Origin of the sequence: Priestia sp. YIM B13491 (assembly GCF_042787605.1) — a bacterium.
Lineage (GTDB): Bacteria > Bacillota > Bacilli > Bacillales > Bacillaceae_H > Priestia > Priestia megaterium_E.
Map to the genome: position 1 here is coordinate 742,428 of NZ_JBHZOR010000002.1, position 15,407 is coordinate 757,834.

Genomic DNA, 15,407 nt, shown 5'->3' on the forward strand with positions numbered 1-15,407 from the left:
TTGACAAATAAACAATAAAAAAAGACGCAAAAGCCCAGGCTTTTGCGTCTTTTTTTATAAAATTACTTTTTTGTCGTCTTTAAGCTGCACTTCTTGACGGCTGATAGATAAATCAACTTTCTTTTTTACACGTGCGTGATAATAAGCATAAAACAGCAGCGCTAGTGGAATACCGACATACAGTGCCATTCGCTGTTCTGCATCAAATGCCATGCTTCCCAATACGATTGTATTTAATACTAATGCGATTAAAGGTAATACCGGGTAAAGAGGGACTTTAAATTTTAAATCCTCGATTTGCCCTCCTTGATTTATATATCTTTTTCTAAATGCAAGCAGTGATGCAGCAATCGTAATCCAGCCGATTTGTGCACCTAAACCCGCTGCAGAAATGAGCCATACAAATACTGTTTCTTGAGCAAAGAATCCTGAAAGTAAAGATAAAAGCGCAATGCCTAATGTTAAAAGCAGAGCATTCATCGGCACACCGCGTTTATTTACTTTCATGAAAGCTGAACTTGCCATGTTATCTTTTGACAATGAATACAGCATACGCGTTGCTGCATAAAGACCTGAGTTAGCTACAGATAACAGTGCCGTTAGGATAACAAAGTTCATAATATCTGCTGCATATGGAATACCAATTTGGTCAAATACAACAACAAATGGACTCTCAACTACGCCTGCTTTTTCAAGCGGAATCATACCCGCTAAGACAGCTACAGCTAGTACAAAAAATACAAGCGTTCTCCATACCGTTTGTTTAATTGCTCTTGGTACAGTCTTGTCTGGGTTTTCACTTTCCCCAGCCGCTACACCAATAAGCTCCGTGCCTTGGAATGAAAAGTTAACTGTAATCATGGTAATCAACACGGCACTAATTCCGTGAGGAAACACACCGTGAGCCGTATAATTAGAGAAAAGCGGTGCGCTGTCTCCATTACTTAATGGAAGAAAACCAAACATAGCAGCTCCACCAAGCACGATAAATAAAATAATAGCTAACACTTTAATGCTGGCAAACCAAAACTCCGCTTCACCAAACGCTTTAGCTGACAGTGCATTTAATGAGAATAATAAAAGGGCAAATATAGCACACCAGATCCATACAGGAGAATCAGGAAACCATCTTTGCATAAGCTGACCTGCTGACAAAAATTCTAATGCAACCGTTACAGCCCAGCCCAACCAATATAACCATCCAAAAGCGAAACCAACACCAGGGCCAATAAATTTTGTTGTATATGTCTGAAACGAACCGGAAACTGGCATTGCTACTGCAAGTTCCCCTAAGCAAAGCATTGTTAAATACATAATGAAGCCACCTACGATAAACGAAAGGATAGCTCCAATCGCTCCTGCTTGGCTAATCGTGTATCCTGTTCCTAAAAAGAAACCTGTACCGATAACCCCGCCGAGCGAAATCATAAACAAATGTCTGCTTTTCATCGTCTTTTTTAATTCATTTGTTTGCTGTTGTCCTTCTATCATATTAACGACATTTCCTTTCAACCTATTTATTACGAGATATTACCTAGAAAAAAATTAATAAACCTTTGTTTTCTATGCATATTTACTTACATATTTATGCGGTGTTCTCAATTTAAATGAAACAGCCTTTTGTAATCTTAACATAATGCTCACTAGATTTAAAATGTTTTTCTGCAAAAGTAAAATGAATTTTTCTTGAATAGTGTGATTTTCTTTTACTGTGGATATTCATAACCATTTTTCTGCAAATGAATAGGTGATGCAACAAGAAAAAAAGCTGTGCTTTCTAAGACGAAAGCACAGCTTTTTTTAACTTTTTACCAAACAAACAATCCAACAATCATAGCACTTAATAACGAAACAGCGATACCGCTCACAAGCAGTTTCCATACGTTTTTTCCAATAATCGTTGATTTACCTTCTGATAACGTAGAATTATACGTCCCATAAATCATACCCACCGTACTGAAGTTAGCAAAAGATGTTAAGAATGTTGTAGCAACTGCAATCGTATGCGGTGGAAGTGTATCTAGATTTTTCTTCAAATCCATCATTGCCACGAATTCATTTGTTGCTAGCTTGATACCCATCAGCTGAGCTACGTACATTGCATCATGTCCCGTTAGCCCTAGTAAGAATGCGAATGGACTAAAGATATAAGAGAAAATCTTTTGTACAGTCAAGCCGTCTACGATAACGCCTAAAATACCGTTAAGCGCAGATGTAAGAGCTACATATCCAATAACCATCGCTAAAATAACAATAACCATGTTCATTCCGACTAACATACTGTTTGAAATGGTAGAGAAAAAGTCTTTTTTCTCCGACTTTGGCGGTACGTAAATCATATCTTCTTCTTTTGTAACATGAACTGGATTCAATAAGCTCACTAAAATAAGCGCGTTTAAACAGTTCAGTGGAATTGCTGTAAACACATACGTAGCGGGAACCATCGTTAAATAAGCACCGATAATAGATCCGCTAATACTGCTCATACTCATAATTCCAAACGTAAGCAAACGGTTGTCTTTTAACACAGAAAGCTGATTACGAATAACCGCTAATGCTTCCGTATTTCCTAAAAACATCATTTGAATAGCGAAAAAGCTTTCTAATTTAGGCAAACGAGAAACTTTCGAAATGACCCAGCCTACTTTATCAATAATCCACGTTAAAATACCAAAGTAAGATAAAATATCAAAAAATGTCACGACAAAGATGATAGGCAGTAATGCACTGAAGAAAAAGTCAACCGTTTCATTTCCCATCACGGATGGGAACGCAAAAGCAATTCCATCGTTAGCACAGGAAATTAGCCAAGTAAAGAACGAAGCAATCTTATTAATAATCCATGTTCCGATTGAAGTGCCTAACATAAACCAAGTAATGAGGACTTCAACGACTAGCAGTGAAGCAATAGGACGCCACTTTATTTCTTTCTTTTTAGGAGAACATAAAAAGACGACACCCATTACTACAAAAACGCCTAATAAATTTAATAAAAAGTACATGCAAGCCACTCCCAGGTGTGTATTTGAAAAACAAAAAAAGCTCTTACTTTTCATAAATTCTGACAATAACAGAAAGTATGAAAAGTAAGAGCTTTGAAAGAAGACTGTACTCATGAGAATACGCCCTTCTTTTTGCTGCTTATATCCAAACTTTCTTGTAGTCTAGTTTTTTACGGTTACTAGGTAGAGACTATCAGACCATATTACTGATAATATACAAGATCGTAATCTTAGCTGTATTCAATTGATATGAACAAATTCTACCCTTTATTTTTTTAATAATCAACACTTTAAAAGTTTTTCGGAATAATAAAATTGGTATGAAAATTCTATTTATTTATTACTTCTTTTGAACTACTCATCAGAAAATTACACAAAAAAAGTGAATTTAACCGTTCTTTTAACTCAATTATTTTCCTATTTTTGAAACAAAGAATTTGATTCTTTGATGAGTATGTTTAAATATCTACTTCGCTTTTCATTTAATTCCTCAAAAAAATATTTCATTTTTACGACTTGAGACGTAGAAAAAAATAATCCTGCTGTTCGTTGAAATTAACCGCTTTTCAATTTACACTTTATGGTAGAAGAAAACAAATTTAATTTAGGTAGAAAGCGGGTTATAACGTGAAAAAAATATTGGCTTTTATTTTAGTGATAGGTGGTACGGCAGTCCTCTTTTCTACTGCGTTTGCACCTTCCTCTTGGTCGTTAAGTTCGTTCAAGACGTCCAAGTCTGAAGCGGCGTTATCAAGTGATATTCAGCATATTCAAATTGACTCTCCAAGCATTAGTACAACTGTCGTGCCGCAAGATCGTCAAGATATTAAAACAAAAGTAGAAGGTAAAGGAAAAGTAGATGTAAAGCAAAATGGAGATACCCTAGTCGTCACTTATCAAAAAAGTCCTTTTCAATGGCTTTCTATTTTTTCAAACACAAAAGTGACAATCTACATTCCTAGAGATTATCACCACAACCTTGCGCTTACGGTAGGTTCTGGGGACCTTCAAGTTGCTACACAGCCTGAGCAAGCGCTTCAGCTGAAAGATGTTTCGATTAAAGTAGGTTCTGGAAATGCAAGTATTTCAAACTTGAGGAGCACCTCTCTTCGTACGGATGTCAATTCTGGAGATTTACAGCTGAGTAATGTTGAAAGCCAAACAGCTAAATTTGCTGTAGGATCTGGGGAAATTAAAGGAACAAACTATAAAGGAAAACTTCAGGCGCGCATTGGATCTGGTGATCTCTATATGGATTTTAAAAAGCTAGAAGAGGCCGTTTCTGTAGATGTAGGATCTGGAGATGCCGTGCTGGTTCTTCCGAAAAGCGCTGGTTTTAAAGTGAATGGAAAAGTAAGCAGCGGTGATATAAACAATGACTTTAAGTTAAGCAATGCAACCGTAACAGAAGATGTATTAAAAGGAAAGCATGGAAATGGAAAATATCCTATTGATGCAGCTGTTTCAAGCGGAGAATTAACGTTAAAATCAAAATAAAACGAACACGGAAGTGTTCGTTTTATTTATGGTCTCACTGCAATATACCACGCTACTCCTACGATTGAGCCTATGAATACGACTCCGTAAATAATAGATAAATTCACTATACTTTTCTTTTTAGATTTTCCGTAATCTTCATCTACTTTCTTTGCAGCACTGATCGTACCTGCAAGGGCAGCAACGCCGATAATAATGACAAGAAGCAATGCTAATTTCATTCATTCTCTCCTCCATATTTCGGTGATTGAATAAGACTGAATACCAAGATGTTATTTATTTCATTTTAAGCAGCACGATTTAATCAGAATATGAAAGCGTTATATCTTCTCTTTCTATCATAAAGCTAAATTATGTAAAATCAACCATCCAATCGTGCATTATTTTCCTCCCCCACTTTACATACATAAAAAATTCCCGAGCTTCACTGCTCGGGAATCTTCACCTAATAGAACTGGCCTTTTAAGGTTTTAAAATAACTTTAATGCAGTTATCTTGATGATCATTAAAGATTTTGTAGGCATTAGCTGCGTCTTCTAAAGCGACTTTATGAGTAATAATTTCTTTTGGATCGAATTCTCCTTGTACAATTTGATCATACAATTTCGGCATAACCGGAATGACAGGAGCTTGCCCCATTTTGAGAGTTACATTTCGAGCAAAAAAAGCTCCTAAAGGAAAACTGTTATAGTTGCTTCCGTATACCCCGGTGATTTGGACGGTTCCACATTTACGAACGGCTTTTGTCGCAATTTGAATGGGTCCGAGCGTTCCACCTTGAAGTTTTAATTTTTGCTCAATGTATTCAAGAGGCGACTTTTTGCCATCCATACCTACACAGTCAATCACCACATCAGCTCCGCCTTTTGTGATTTCTTTTAAATGCTCCCCCATATCTGGGTATTCTGTAAAGTCAAAGGTTTCTACGGCATTCATTTTCTTTGCATGCTGAATTCGGTATGGAACATGATCTATGGCAATAACCCGTTTGGCACCTTTCATCCAAGCAAACTTTTGAGCCATTAATCCCACTGGTCCGCAGCCGAGTACGATAACGGTATCTCCTTTTTTAACATCCGCATGCTCTACACTCCAATAAGCAGTTGGAAGCACATCTGATAAAAAAAGAAGCGATTCATCTTCTAATTCGCACGATTCCGGAATGACAAATGGTGTAAAATTCCCAAACGGCACTTTTAAATATTCAGCTTGACCTCCCGGATGATTTCCAAACTTTTCAGTATAACCGAAATAGCCGCCAGAATCGTAATGTGGATTAGAATTATCACATTGGCTCGTTAAATCATCCTTACAGTATGCACACTGTCCGCACGCTACGTTAAACGGAATAATAACGCGATCTCCTTTTTTTACTTTTGTAACCTCCGGCCCTACTTCTTCCACAACCCCCATTGGTTCATGACCAATAATATAACCGTGAGGCAATGGCATGCTTCCTTGATATAAATGCAGATCAGAACCACAAATAGCCGTTGACGTTATTTTAATGACAATGTCATCTTTCTTCTCTAACTTCGCATCTTCTACTTCTGCTACTTTTACCTGATTAGGTCCTTGATACGTTACTGCTCTCATTTTCACCCTCCATTTTTACAACCTTCATATTACTTAAATTTATCTAAAGGCATGTATTCTATCCGGAGAAATCAAGGAAAATAAAAAAGCAGCGCTTACGCGTCTGCTTAAATGATTATTAAAACTGAAATATATGTTTTCCTACCAGTACATCTGCCATCTTTATAAAGCGCTTGATTTCTAATACGTCATGAACTCGAACCATTTGAACGCCTTGTGCAATCCCTGCATATACAGTAGCTGCAGTTCCTTCCATTCTTTCCGTTGGAGGAGCATCGACTATTTGTCCAATAAATCCTTTACGAGAAGTAGCAAGCAGCACAGGATAGCCCATCTTTGTCAGCTGATCTAGATGCTGAATCGCTTCTACATTATGCGCAGCCGTTTTTCCAAAGCCAACGCCTGGATCTAAAATAATCTGATCATCTCGAACTCCTGCAGCTTTTGCAATTGATATGCTTTCTTCCAAATCACTTATCATATCTGTAATCAGATTTGTATAATTGGGCTCATGGCGATTATGCATTAAAATAATAGGAACATTATAGTCAGCTGCAACTTGAGCCATTTTGGGATCAGCCTTTGCGCCCCATATATCGTTAATAATATGTGCTCCTGCTTCTAGCGCATGTTTGGCCACTTCCGACTTGTATGTATCTACAGAAATCGGCACCTCTACGCGCTTAGCCACTTCAGAAATAACGGGCACAATCCGTTTAATCTCTTCTTCATCACTAATTCTTGTATACCCAGGACGAGTTGATTCTCCTCCGATATCAATGATGTCTGCTCCTTGCTTCACCATTTCCTCAGCATGAGCCACCGCTTTATCTACATCGTAGTATTTTCCGCCATCTGAAAATGAATCCGGGTTTACGTTTAAAATCCCCATAATAAGCGTACGGTCCGCATAATTCAGTTCATATTTTCCGCATTTGATGACGGATTGAGACGTTAAAGTTGACACTATCCTCAGCCCCTTCGTAATTTGCAAATTGATGTATATTTATAAATATCATGTATTTTGAGAATGTCATACCGTTCGTAATTATATCAAAAGTCGCCGGTCCTATGTGATTTTTCTTAGAGTTTCTTTCTTCTATAGTGTGAGATAAACATTAAAAGTGAATACATAGATAACATTAAAAATCTCTATCGGGCTTGTCTTCAGGGTCTTTTTTCCTTTTCTCACATCTTTTGTGAGTCTTTTTATTCAAAAAGAAAGGATTCGCATGAAAAGTGTTTAATTTATAGCAATAGTTGGGAATTTATAATTAAGTAACTTCCATTTTTATGGAATTCATTTTAAGGAGGATGACTATGACTCAACAACCGTTACAAGTCAAATTAATTCCTTATACAATTGAGTCGATTATCGACTCAACAAACGAAACGCCTAAAGGAGTAAGCTTAATTCAAGCGCCTGCTATTTGGGAACAAAGCAATCAAGGAGCAGGCATTGTAATTGCAGTTATCGACACTGGTGTTGACACAAATCATCCTGACTTAAAAGATTGTATTATCGGAGGAAGAAACTTCACTTCGGATTATGACGGAGATTCTTCTGTATTTGAAGATAATAATGGGCACGGCACTCACGTGTCTGGTACCATTGCTGCTGCGCTTAATAATGAAGGGGTAGTAGGAGTGGCACCAAAAGCAAAAATTCTAAGCTTAAAAGTACTTACCGGTGAAGGATCGGGAAATTACGAATGGATTATTGACGCTATTAACTACGCCGTCGAATGGCGCGGTCCTAACAATGAGCGAGCACGAGTTATTTCCATGTCACTGGGGGGACCACAAGACGTTCCAGAACTGCACGAAGCTGTTCAGAATGCTGTGAATAAAGATGTTTCTGTCGTTGTTGCAGCTGGAAACGAAGGTGACGACCGCGAAGAAACCTTTGAATATTCATATCCAGGAAGTTACAACGAAGTCATTCAAGTAGGAGCAGTGGACAACAGCTTAAGCTTGGCTCCTTTTACCAACGTCAATGAAGAAGTGGATTTAGTGGCACCGGGAGTTAAAATCATCTCTACTTTTTTAGAAGGTAAATATGCGACTCTTTCAGGAACTTCAATGGCAACTCCCCACGTAGCAGGAGCTTTAGCTCTATTAATTAACTTATGTGAGAAGGAATTTGGCCGCTCTTTAATCGAAGCCGAAATCTATGCTCAACTTGTAAGAAGGACGCTTCCTCTTGGATATCGAAAAAGCTCTGAAGGAAACGGGTTTCTCATGCTCGATTTGGTAGAGAAAATACATGATATTATTAACGTAGCCCGTATCAACCCTAGTAAGTAATAAATAAGAAAAACGAGAAATCTTCTTGGTTCTCGTTAAATTGAAATAAAGACATGCGAACGCATGTCTTTATTCATATCTTAATGCTTCGATTGGATCTAGCTTCGCCGCTTTGTTTGCAGGAAGCATGCCGAATACAATGCCAATCGTCATGGAAAACAACACTCCTCCAAGTACCACTTGCCACGAAATTAACGACGGCCAGCCAGCAAATAATGAAACAAGAGCTGCCCCGCCCGCGCCGAGACCAATTCCAAGCAAACCACCAATTAACGTGAGGGTAATGGATTCAATCAAAAACTGAGTTAGAATTTGTCTTTTAGATGCTCCCAACGCTTTACGAATACCAATTTCTCTTGTACGTTCCGTTACAGAAACCAGCATAATGTTCATAACGCCAATCCCGCCAACAAGCAGGGAAATGCCTGCAATCGATCCAATAATCGTTGTCATAATCCGCGTTACATTTCCAATGCTATCTGCTATTTCTTCTAAGTTCTGCACTTGGTAAGCATCTTCCGCATCATGCAAATTATTTAACAAATCCGTTGCGTCATTGCCTACTTTTTTTAGTTGATCAGAGCTTTTTGCTTGAACACTAAGGTTTGTGTAATCGAGCTTACCGAAGCTTGATTTATACGTATTATTCGGAATATAAATGGTTGGTATTTCAAATGCTAAAAAGCCCGTTGCCTTTTTTGTGACACCAATAATTTTGATAGGCTGACCTTGCACCCATACTACTTGTCCAAGGGCTTCTTTTTTATCAAATAGCTCTTTTTTCATATCGCTTGTGATAACACCTACTCGATTACCTGATAAAAAGTCAGAGCTGTCTAACATTCTTCCTTTTGAAACTTCCAGCTGATTAACTTCAATATAGCCTTCGTTAATAGCATTAACAGTCGTATCAGATTCCTTGTCTCTATATCTTATCCCCATTCCCATTGAACTAGAGGCCACCACATTCTTCACTCCGGGAATAGTCGAAAGAGCTTTGATATCATCCTCTGTAAAGATAGGCTCACCCGTCATTGAAAGGTCATCAGCTTGCATCTCGTCTTCAGGAGGCTGATAGTATACATCAACTGTATTGCTTGCTCCTGTTATTTCCGACTTAATCATCTGTTCTCCGCCCTGACCAATGGCTACAACGATAATAACAGCCGCTACGCCAATGATAATACCAAGCATCGTCAAAATAGAGCGCATTTTATGAGCAAGAACCGAAGAGAGCGCCATGCGAATATTTTCTATCAAACTCATAGGCTATCGTTCTCCTTATCGCTATGACTTAGCACTTTACCGTCACGAACGATAACTGTACGCGATGTGTATTCTGCCACTTCAGGTTCATGGGTAATGACTACAACCGTTGTGCCATCTGCATTAAGCTGAGAAAATTGCTCCATAATGTCAGCACTTGTGTTTGTATCTAGAGCTCCTGTTGGTTCATCTGCTAAAATAAGCGTCGGATTGTTAACAATAGAACGAGCAATAGCAACGCGCTGCTTTTGCCCTCCTGATAGCTCGCTCGGTAAATGTTTCATCCGCTCACTCAGCCCTACTTTTTCAAGCGCAGCTTCTGCTCTGGCTCGTCTTTCCTTACGCGTTACACCTGCATATACCATTGGAAGCTCTACGTTTTCTACCGCTGTTAAACGCGGCAACAGCTGAAATTGCTGAAAAACAAAACCGATATGAATATTTCTTACTTTTGCAAGCTGCTCATCACTATAAGTGGAGATTTCTTGTTCATTTAATAAATAGGACCCTGACGACGAACGGTCTAAACATCCGATAATGTTCATTAGCGTTGATTTACCTGAGCCAGAAGGTCCCATAATCGCAACAAATTCACCGTCATAAATCTTCAAATTAATATCTTTTAAAATTGGCACTTCCTCTTTGCCAAGATGATAACTTTTATGAATATTCACAAGCTCAATCATTGAACAGTCACTTCCGCACCATCAGTTAAGTTCTTTGTAGGATTTGTAATGACTTTGTCTTTAGAAGATACGCCGCTTTTGATTTCAATAAATTTATTTGTTGTTTCTCCAATCTTTACTTCCTTACGAACCGCCTTTTTATCTTTCACCACATATACATATTTTTCCCCATCTTCATTTACAACTGCTTTTATCGGCAAAGATGAAGCTTTTTTACTGCTTGTTTCAATTTCAAGCAGCAGCTTAAATCCCGGCTTAATCATCGTGATATCTTGGTCATCTACTTTTACTTCAACTGGATATTGATTAGCCCCATCATTGCCCGCTTCTGCTGATGCCTGCTGCTGAGGTAGATAGTCAATTTGTTTAACGCTCCCTGCCCATTCTTTATCAGGCAGCACATCTGATGTAATTTTGACAGCTTGACCGGTTTTAATTTTTAATGCATCGTACTCAGACAGCACACCAGTAGCTAAGTATTCATCGGTATTACCAATATGTATAAGCGGTTTTTGAACGTCACTTGTGTTATTAACCGCTTCTTTATCTACTTCTAGCACCGTCCCATTAATATCACTCGCTACGTCTAAATTACGTTCTTTTTTAGCAATTGATTTGGCTTCTAGTTTGTTTCGTTCTAAATCAATTTTAGCCGTTTCTAAATCGAGATTGAGCTGCGTACGTTCTGTATCGATTTGATCTCTCGCTTCTTGCTTACTCATTTCTTTTTCCAATTCTTTTTGTTTTTTATTTAAATTAGAAAGCTGTTTGCTTACTGAGTCAATTTGCAGCTGGCTGGATTTTTTTTCTAGCTTATTTTGTTCTTGCTCTAAATCAAGCGTATCGCTTTCGTATGTTACAAGAGAGGTTCCCTGCTGTACACGAGATCCTTCCGTTACGTGAAATCGTTCAACCTCGCCTTTTTCAGCATCAAAATAGACATATTGCTCATCAGCAAGCTTTAACGTACCGGGAACCATAACTGTATTTCTTAACTTTTTTTCCTTTATATTTGCTACGTGAACATTGATTGCTTTCCCACTTACACTTTGTGCACGATATACGTTAATTCCAATAACCGCAACAATAACAACTGCTACAGCTGTAATAATTATTCCTTTTTTCATTTACAATCCTGCTCCTTTAAGCGCTTCTGAAGCAGCTCCTCCAACTCCTGAAATAGCGGCTCCTAAGATGAATAAAATAATCACTGTAATAATAGAAGCAGCTTTTGATACATTTGCCACTTTTTGTAGTCCTACTGCTGTCAGAATAAGTCCCCAGATAGAAAAGATTTCAATGGAAGTAAATACTCCTCCCATAGCACCTTTCGCACCAACCATTCCATTTAACGAAGTCACATTAGCTGAAGTATGTGCTAGTGCAGCTACTCCCGTATTAATTAGCTGACCGATTGCTGTGATGAACGTAACAAACAAATTTAAGCTAAACATTTGGCGGTAAGTTGTTTTTCCAGTCCCTAACTTTGCAATTAAAAACAAAATTAAACTCGTGAATGCCAGTGTAGCAACTATTGCAATCACTCCTCCAACCGTTCCGCCGATCATACTAAATGTTGAATTCACTTCAATGCCAGCTTCTTTTTGCTGCTGTAATGCTTCTTTTGCCTGAGGGGTATAGACGGCTAGAATCGTTGTTGCAGCTGTTAAGATGAGGATAAGTAAAAGAGGGCCCCAAATGACCGGGTTGCTTTTCATTTTCTCAAACTGTACAACTGGACTCGTAATAAAACCAAAAATAGAAGGCTTTCCTTTCTCTTGGACTTCCGAAGATACGTTAACTTCTGTGCTCATAATCAAACTCCTTTTATTTTGTTTCGTTATTAGCTCTTAAGACCCGTCTTTTGCTGTTTTTTAAAGTTTTCTAGCAAAATCGACTCTTTCTAAGAAACTCTCAAACACCTAATATTCTAACATAATTATACAAATTAATTGACATTTTTCTTACATTTTATATTTTTTATGGTATTTTTAGAAATTAAAGAGATGTCTGAATGAAAGTATTAATCTTACTTATAATTTCTAAATATTCTAATTATTATTTGACATCATTCAATAGAATCCGTATATTATGATTAAAGTTTATTATTCCTATGCTTTTTATAAGTTTTATATCTAAGGAGGAGTTTCAATGTCTGCTAAGAAACCATTTCGTCCTGAAACACAAGCCATCCATTCTGGCCAACAGCTTGACCCGGCTACTTTTTCGCGTGCGGTACCTATTTATCAAACAAGCTCATTTGGATTTAAAGATACGGAGCATGCTGCATCTTTATTTAATTTAAGTGAACAAGGCTACATCTACACTCGAATTGTAAACCCTACTACGGACGTTTTTGAACAGCGAATTGCTGAGTTAGAAGGCGGAGTAGGTGCTCTAGGAGTAGCTTCGGGTCAGTCAGCTACTACCTTTTCCATTTTGAATATCGCTTCGGCAGGAGATGAAATTGTATCAGCAAGCAGTTTATATGGGGGAACATATAACCTCTTTTCGTCTACGCTTCCTAAACTGGGCATTACCGTCAAATTTGTAAACGCCGATAATCCAGAAAACTTTAGAAGTGCAATCACTTCCAAAACAAAGGCAATTTATGCTGAATCCGTTGGAAACCCGCAGGGAAATGTGCTAGACATCGAAGCAGTTGCAGACATTGCTCATGAACATGGAGTTCCTCTTATTATTGATAATACGGTTCCAAGCCCTTACCTTCTTCGTCCCATCGATTTCGGAGCAGATATTGTCGTTCATTCTGCTACTAAGTTTCTTGGAGGGCATGGAACAGCAATTGGGGGTGTTATCGTAGACAGTGGAAAATTTGATTGGGAAGCGAGCGGGAAATTTCCAGACTTAACAACTCCAGATCCAAGTTACCATGGCCTCGTATACACAGAAGCTGCCGGTGAAGCTGCTTATATTACAAAAGCGCGCGTTCAGCTTTTACGAGATATTGGAGCTGCTTTATCACCTTTTAATTCCTTTTTACTCCTTCAAGGGGTAGAAACACTCCATCTGCGATTAGAGCGTCACAGCGAAAACGCATTAAAGGTAGCGAAATTTTTAGAGCAGCATGAATTAGTAGAATGGGTAAATTATGCGGGGCTTCCTTCCCACCCTTCCTATTCTTTGGCACAAAAATACTTGCCTAAAGGGCAAGGAGCAATTTTAACCTTTGGTGTAAGGGGAGGAAAAAACGCTGCGGCTAAGTTAATTGATTCGGTTCAGTTATTTTCTCATTTAGCCAATATCGGCGACTCTAAATCACTCATTATTCACCCGGCAAGCACCACTCATCAACAGCTATCTAAAGACGAACAAAAAGCTTCGGGTGTGACGCCAGAACTCATTCGTTTATCGGTTGGAACAGAAGCAATCGACGACCTTCTTGAAGATTTGGATTATGCCTTAAAAGCCAGCCAAAAAGTGAATACAACTGTTTAAAAGCTGTGATTTTTCACAGCTTTTTTTATATCATCCAATAACTTTTTATACTTTCGCTTATGCTACAATAAACAAAACGAATGAAAAAGGAGTTACTATGAACACGTTCAATTCAATACCTGCTATCACATTTACAGACGTTCATAAAACATTTAAGGATAAAGAACATAGTGTTTTAAAAGGCATATCGGGTACAGTGATGCAAGGCTCGCTCGTCATGATGGTAGGACCATCAGGATCCGGAAAAAGCACCCTTCTTTCCATGTGCAATTTACTCTCTGCACCTGATGAAGGAAGTATTGAAGTATATGGAAAAGACATTAGCAAATGGACTATTTCTGATTTGCGAAAAAAAGTGGGCATTGCTTTTCAATCTGCTCCTGTTATTGATGGAACAGTGCGAGATAATATGATGCTTGTTCAAAAACTGCACGGCAAACAGGATATTATGCCTGAAGAACTCTGTGCCTTGACCGGTCTTTCCCCTGACTTGTTAGACCAGGATGCCAGAGATTTATCCGGTGGTCAAAGACAAAGGTTATCATTAGCCCGCACGCTGTCCAACGGATCTGACCTTTTACTTTTAGACGAAATCACTTCTGCTTTGGATGCCACTTCTGCTCATGAAATTGAGCAGCTTATTTCTCATTTACATAAAGAGCAGAATAAAACGATTATTTGGGTTACCCATAATTTAGATCAAGCGAAACGTTTAGGAGAGGAAGTCTGGCTTTTAATGAACGGAGTGATTGTAGAAAAAGCGAAGACGGAGACCTTTTTTCATGCTCCTGTAAAAGCTGAAACAAAACAATTTATTGAAGGAGCCTTTCTATGAGTTCACTTTCACTGATTTTTACAATTGTTTTTGTTTTTATTGCTCTTTTTTTATCAAAATCTTTTCGTATAGGACTCGAAAAAGATATTATCATTGCCAGTATTCGAGCAGCCGTTCAGCTGTTAGTGATCGGATATGTTTTATCGTTTATTTTTGACGCGAATCATCCTGTTTTTATGATTCTCATTTTATTCGTTATGCTCACAGTCGCTTCTCAAAACGTTGTAAAGAAAAAAAAGCAGGAATTTAAAGCTTTTTTTCGTGTATTTGTCACTCTTTTTATTGTAGAAATCCTGACCCAAAGCGTTATGCTCGGTCTACATATTATCCCTGCTACTCCGCGCTACGTCATTCCTGTCAGCGGTATGATTATTGGAAATTCGATGATTTTGGCTAATTTATTTTTAAATCGGTTAGATGCTGAAGTAAGTCGAAGAAGAGAGGAAATTCAATTAATTCTGGCGCTTGGGGGTACTCCTAAACAAGCTATTCATAGTATTTTAAACGCCGCAATCAAAGCTAGCATGATTCCTACGGTAGAAAGCCAAAAAACAATTGGACTTGTTCAGCTTCCGGGTATGATGACAGGCCAGATTATTGGAGGGGCAGATCCGATACAAGCTGTCAAATTCCAGCTGCTTATCGTTTTTACTATTCTAGCGTCTGCTACGCTTTCCTGCGTCATCTTAAGCCGATTAACATACCCTACCCTTTTTAATAGCTATCAGCAGCTTATCCGTGAGCATACATAAAAAGAAG

General features: G+C 38.2%; 14 protein-coding genes and 1 riboswitch. Of the genes, 5 read left to right on the forward strand and 9 right to left on the reverse strand.

The window, feature by feature from the left end; genetic code table 11:
• Positions 1–54: 54 nt before the first annotated feature.
• Together ACFX4E_RS09810 and ACFX4E_RS09815 are read right to left on the reverse strand one after the other, a co-directional pair.
• Positions 55–1,491: an amino acid permease gene (locus tag ACFX4E_RS09810; protein WP_013055535.1), complete on the reverse strand. Its 1,437-nt coding sequence runs from the start codon at positions 1,489–1,491 to the stop codon at positions 55–57.
• Positions 1,492–1,808: 317 nt separating this feature from the next.
• The gene (locus ACFX4E_RS09815) at positions 1,809–3,002 is read right to left on the reverse strand and encodes a NupC/NupG family nucleoside CNT transporter (protein ID WP_013055534.1); all 1,194 of its coding nucleotides are present in this window, start codon (positions 3,000–3,002) and stop codon (positions 1,809–1,811) included.
• Between the two features lie 138 nt (positions 3,003–3,140).
• A riboswitch (purine riboswitch) is annotated at positions 3,141–3,242 on the reverse strand.
• Between the two features lie 387 nt (positions 3,243–3,629).
• Between ACFX4E_RS09815 and liaG the strand changes: the two genes are divergently transcribed.
• Positions 3,630–4,499 (forward strand): LiaG family protein, encoded by an 870-nt coding sequence (liaG, locus tag ACFX4E_RS09820; RefSeq protein WP_098333807.1) that lies wholly within the window; start codon positions 3,630–3,632, stop codon positions 4,497–4,499.
• Between the two features lie 26 nt (positions 4,500–4,525).
• Here liaG and ACFX4E_RS09825 read toward each other — a convergent pair whose 3' ends face one another.
• From ACFX4E_RS09825 to folP, 3 genes are all read right to left on the reverse strand, one after another.
• Positions 4,526–4,720 (reverse strand): hypothetical protein, encoded by a 195-nt coding sequence (locus tag ACFX4E_RS09825; RefSeq protein WP_013055532.1) that lies wholly within the window; start codon positions 4,718–4,720, stop codon positions 4,526–4,528.
• Positions 4,721–4,961: 241 nt separating this feature from the next.
• On the reverse strand, positions 4,962–6,095 hold the full coding sequence (locus ACFX4E_RS09830; RefSeq protein ID WP_098333808.1) for a zinc-dependent alcohol dehydrogenase: 1,134 nt from the start codon (positions 6,093–6,095) through the stop codon (positions 4,962–4,964).
• Between the two features lie 118 nt (positions 6,096–6,213).
• Entirely contained in the window at positions 6,214–7,062 is an 849-nt protein-coding gene (gene folP / locus ACFX4E_RS09835) for a dihydropteroate synthase (protein WP_102813466.1), read from the reverse strand.
• A 353-nt stretch (positions 7,063–7,415) separates the two neighbouring features.
• Here folP and ACFX4E_RS09840 point away from each other — a divergent pair, with 353 nt between their 5' ends.
• Positions 7,416–8,402 carry a S8 family peptidase gene (locus ACFX4E_RS09840; RefSeq protein WP_098966075.1) on the forward strand — a complete coding sequence of 329 codons (987 nt, stop codon included), beginning with the start codon at positions 7,416–7,418 and terminating at the stop codon, positions 8,400–8,402.
• 69 nt (positions 8,403–8,471) lie between these two features.
• On the opposite strand, the gene ACFX4E_RS09845 is transcribed toward ACFX4E_RS09840, so the two are convergent.
• From ACFX4E_RS09845 to yknW, 4 genes are read right to left on the reverse strand one after another with little or no spacing between them, the layout of a single operon-like run.
• Positions 8,472–9,668, reverse strand: coding sequence for an ABC transporter permease (locus ACFX4E_RS09845; RefSeq protein WP_016763129.1), 1,197 nt, complete (start codon positions 9,666–9,668; stop codon positions 8,472–8,474).
• Positions 9,665–10,354, reverse strand: coding sequence for an ABC transporter ATP-binding protein (locus ACFX4E_RS09850; protein ID WP_028407557.1), 690 nt, complete (start codon positions 10,352–10,354; stop codon positions 9,665–9,667). Before ACFX4E_RS09850 ends, ACFX4E_RS09845 begins: the two co-directional genes overlap by 4 nt.
• Positions 10,351–11,481, reverse strand: a complete 1,131-nt coding sequence (locus ACFX4E_RS09855; protein ID WP_028407556.1) for an efflux RND transporter periplasmic adaptor subunit — start codon at positions 11,479–11,481, stop codon at positions 10,351–10,353. Before ACFX4E_RS09855 ends, ACFX4E_RS09850 begins: the two co-directional genes overlap by 4 nt.
• Positions 11,482–12,168, reverse strand: coding sequence for a YknW family membrane protein (gene yknW / locus ACFX4E_RS09860; protein WP_098248652.1), 687 nt, complete (start codon positions 12,166–12,168; stop codon positions 11,482–11,484).
• Positions 12,169–12,505: 337 nt separating this feature from the next.
• On the opposite strand from yknW, the gene ACFX4E_RS09865 reads away from it, so the two are divergent.
• The 3 genes from ACFX4E_RS09865 to ACFX4E_RS09875 all read left to right on the forward strand — a co-directional run bounded on the left by ACFX4E_RS09865 (position 12,506) and on the right by ACFX4E_RS09875 (position 15,400).
• Positions 12,506–13,813, forward strand: a complete 1,308-nt coding sequence (locus ACFX4E_RS09865) for a homocysteine synthase (RefSeq protein WP_028407554.1) — start codon at positions 12,506–12,508, stop codon at positions 13,811–13,813.
• A 97-nt stretch (positions 13,814–13,910) separates the two neighbouring features.
• Positions 13,911–14,648, forward strand: coding sequence for an ABC transporter ATP-binding protein (locus ACFX4E_RS09870; RefSeq protein WP_028407553.1), 738 nt, complete (start codon positions 13,911–13,913; stop codon positions 14,646–14,648).
• Positions 14,645–15,400, forward strand: a complete 756-nt coding sequence (locus ACFX4E_RS09875; RefSeq protein ID WP_028407552.1) for an ABC transporter permease — start codon at positions 14,645–14,647, stop codon at positions 15,398–15,400. The genes ACFX4E_RS09870 and ACFX4E_RS09875 overlap by 4 nt, the downstream gene beginning before the upstream one ends.
• Positions 15,401–15,407: the final 7 nt, after the last annotated feature.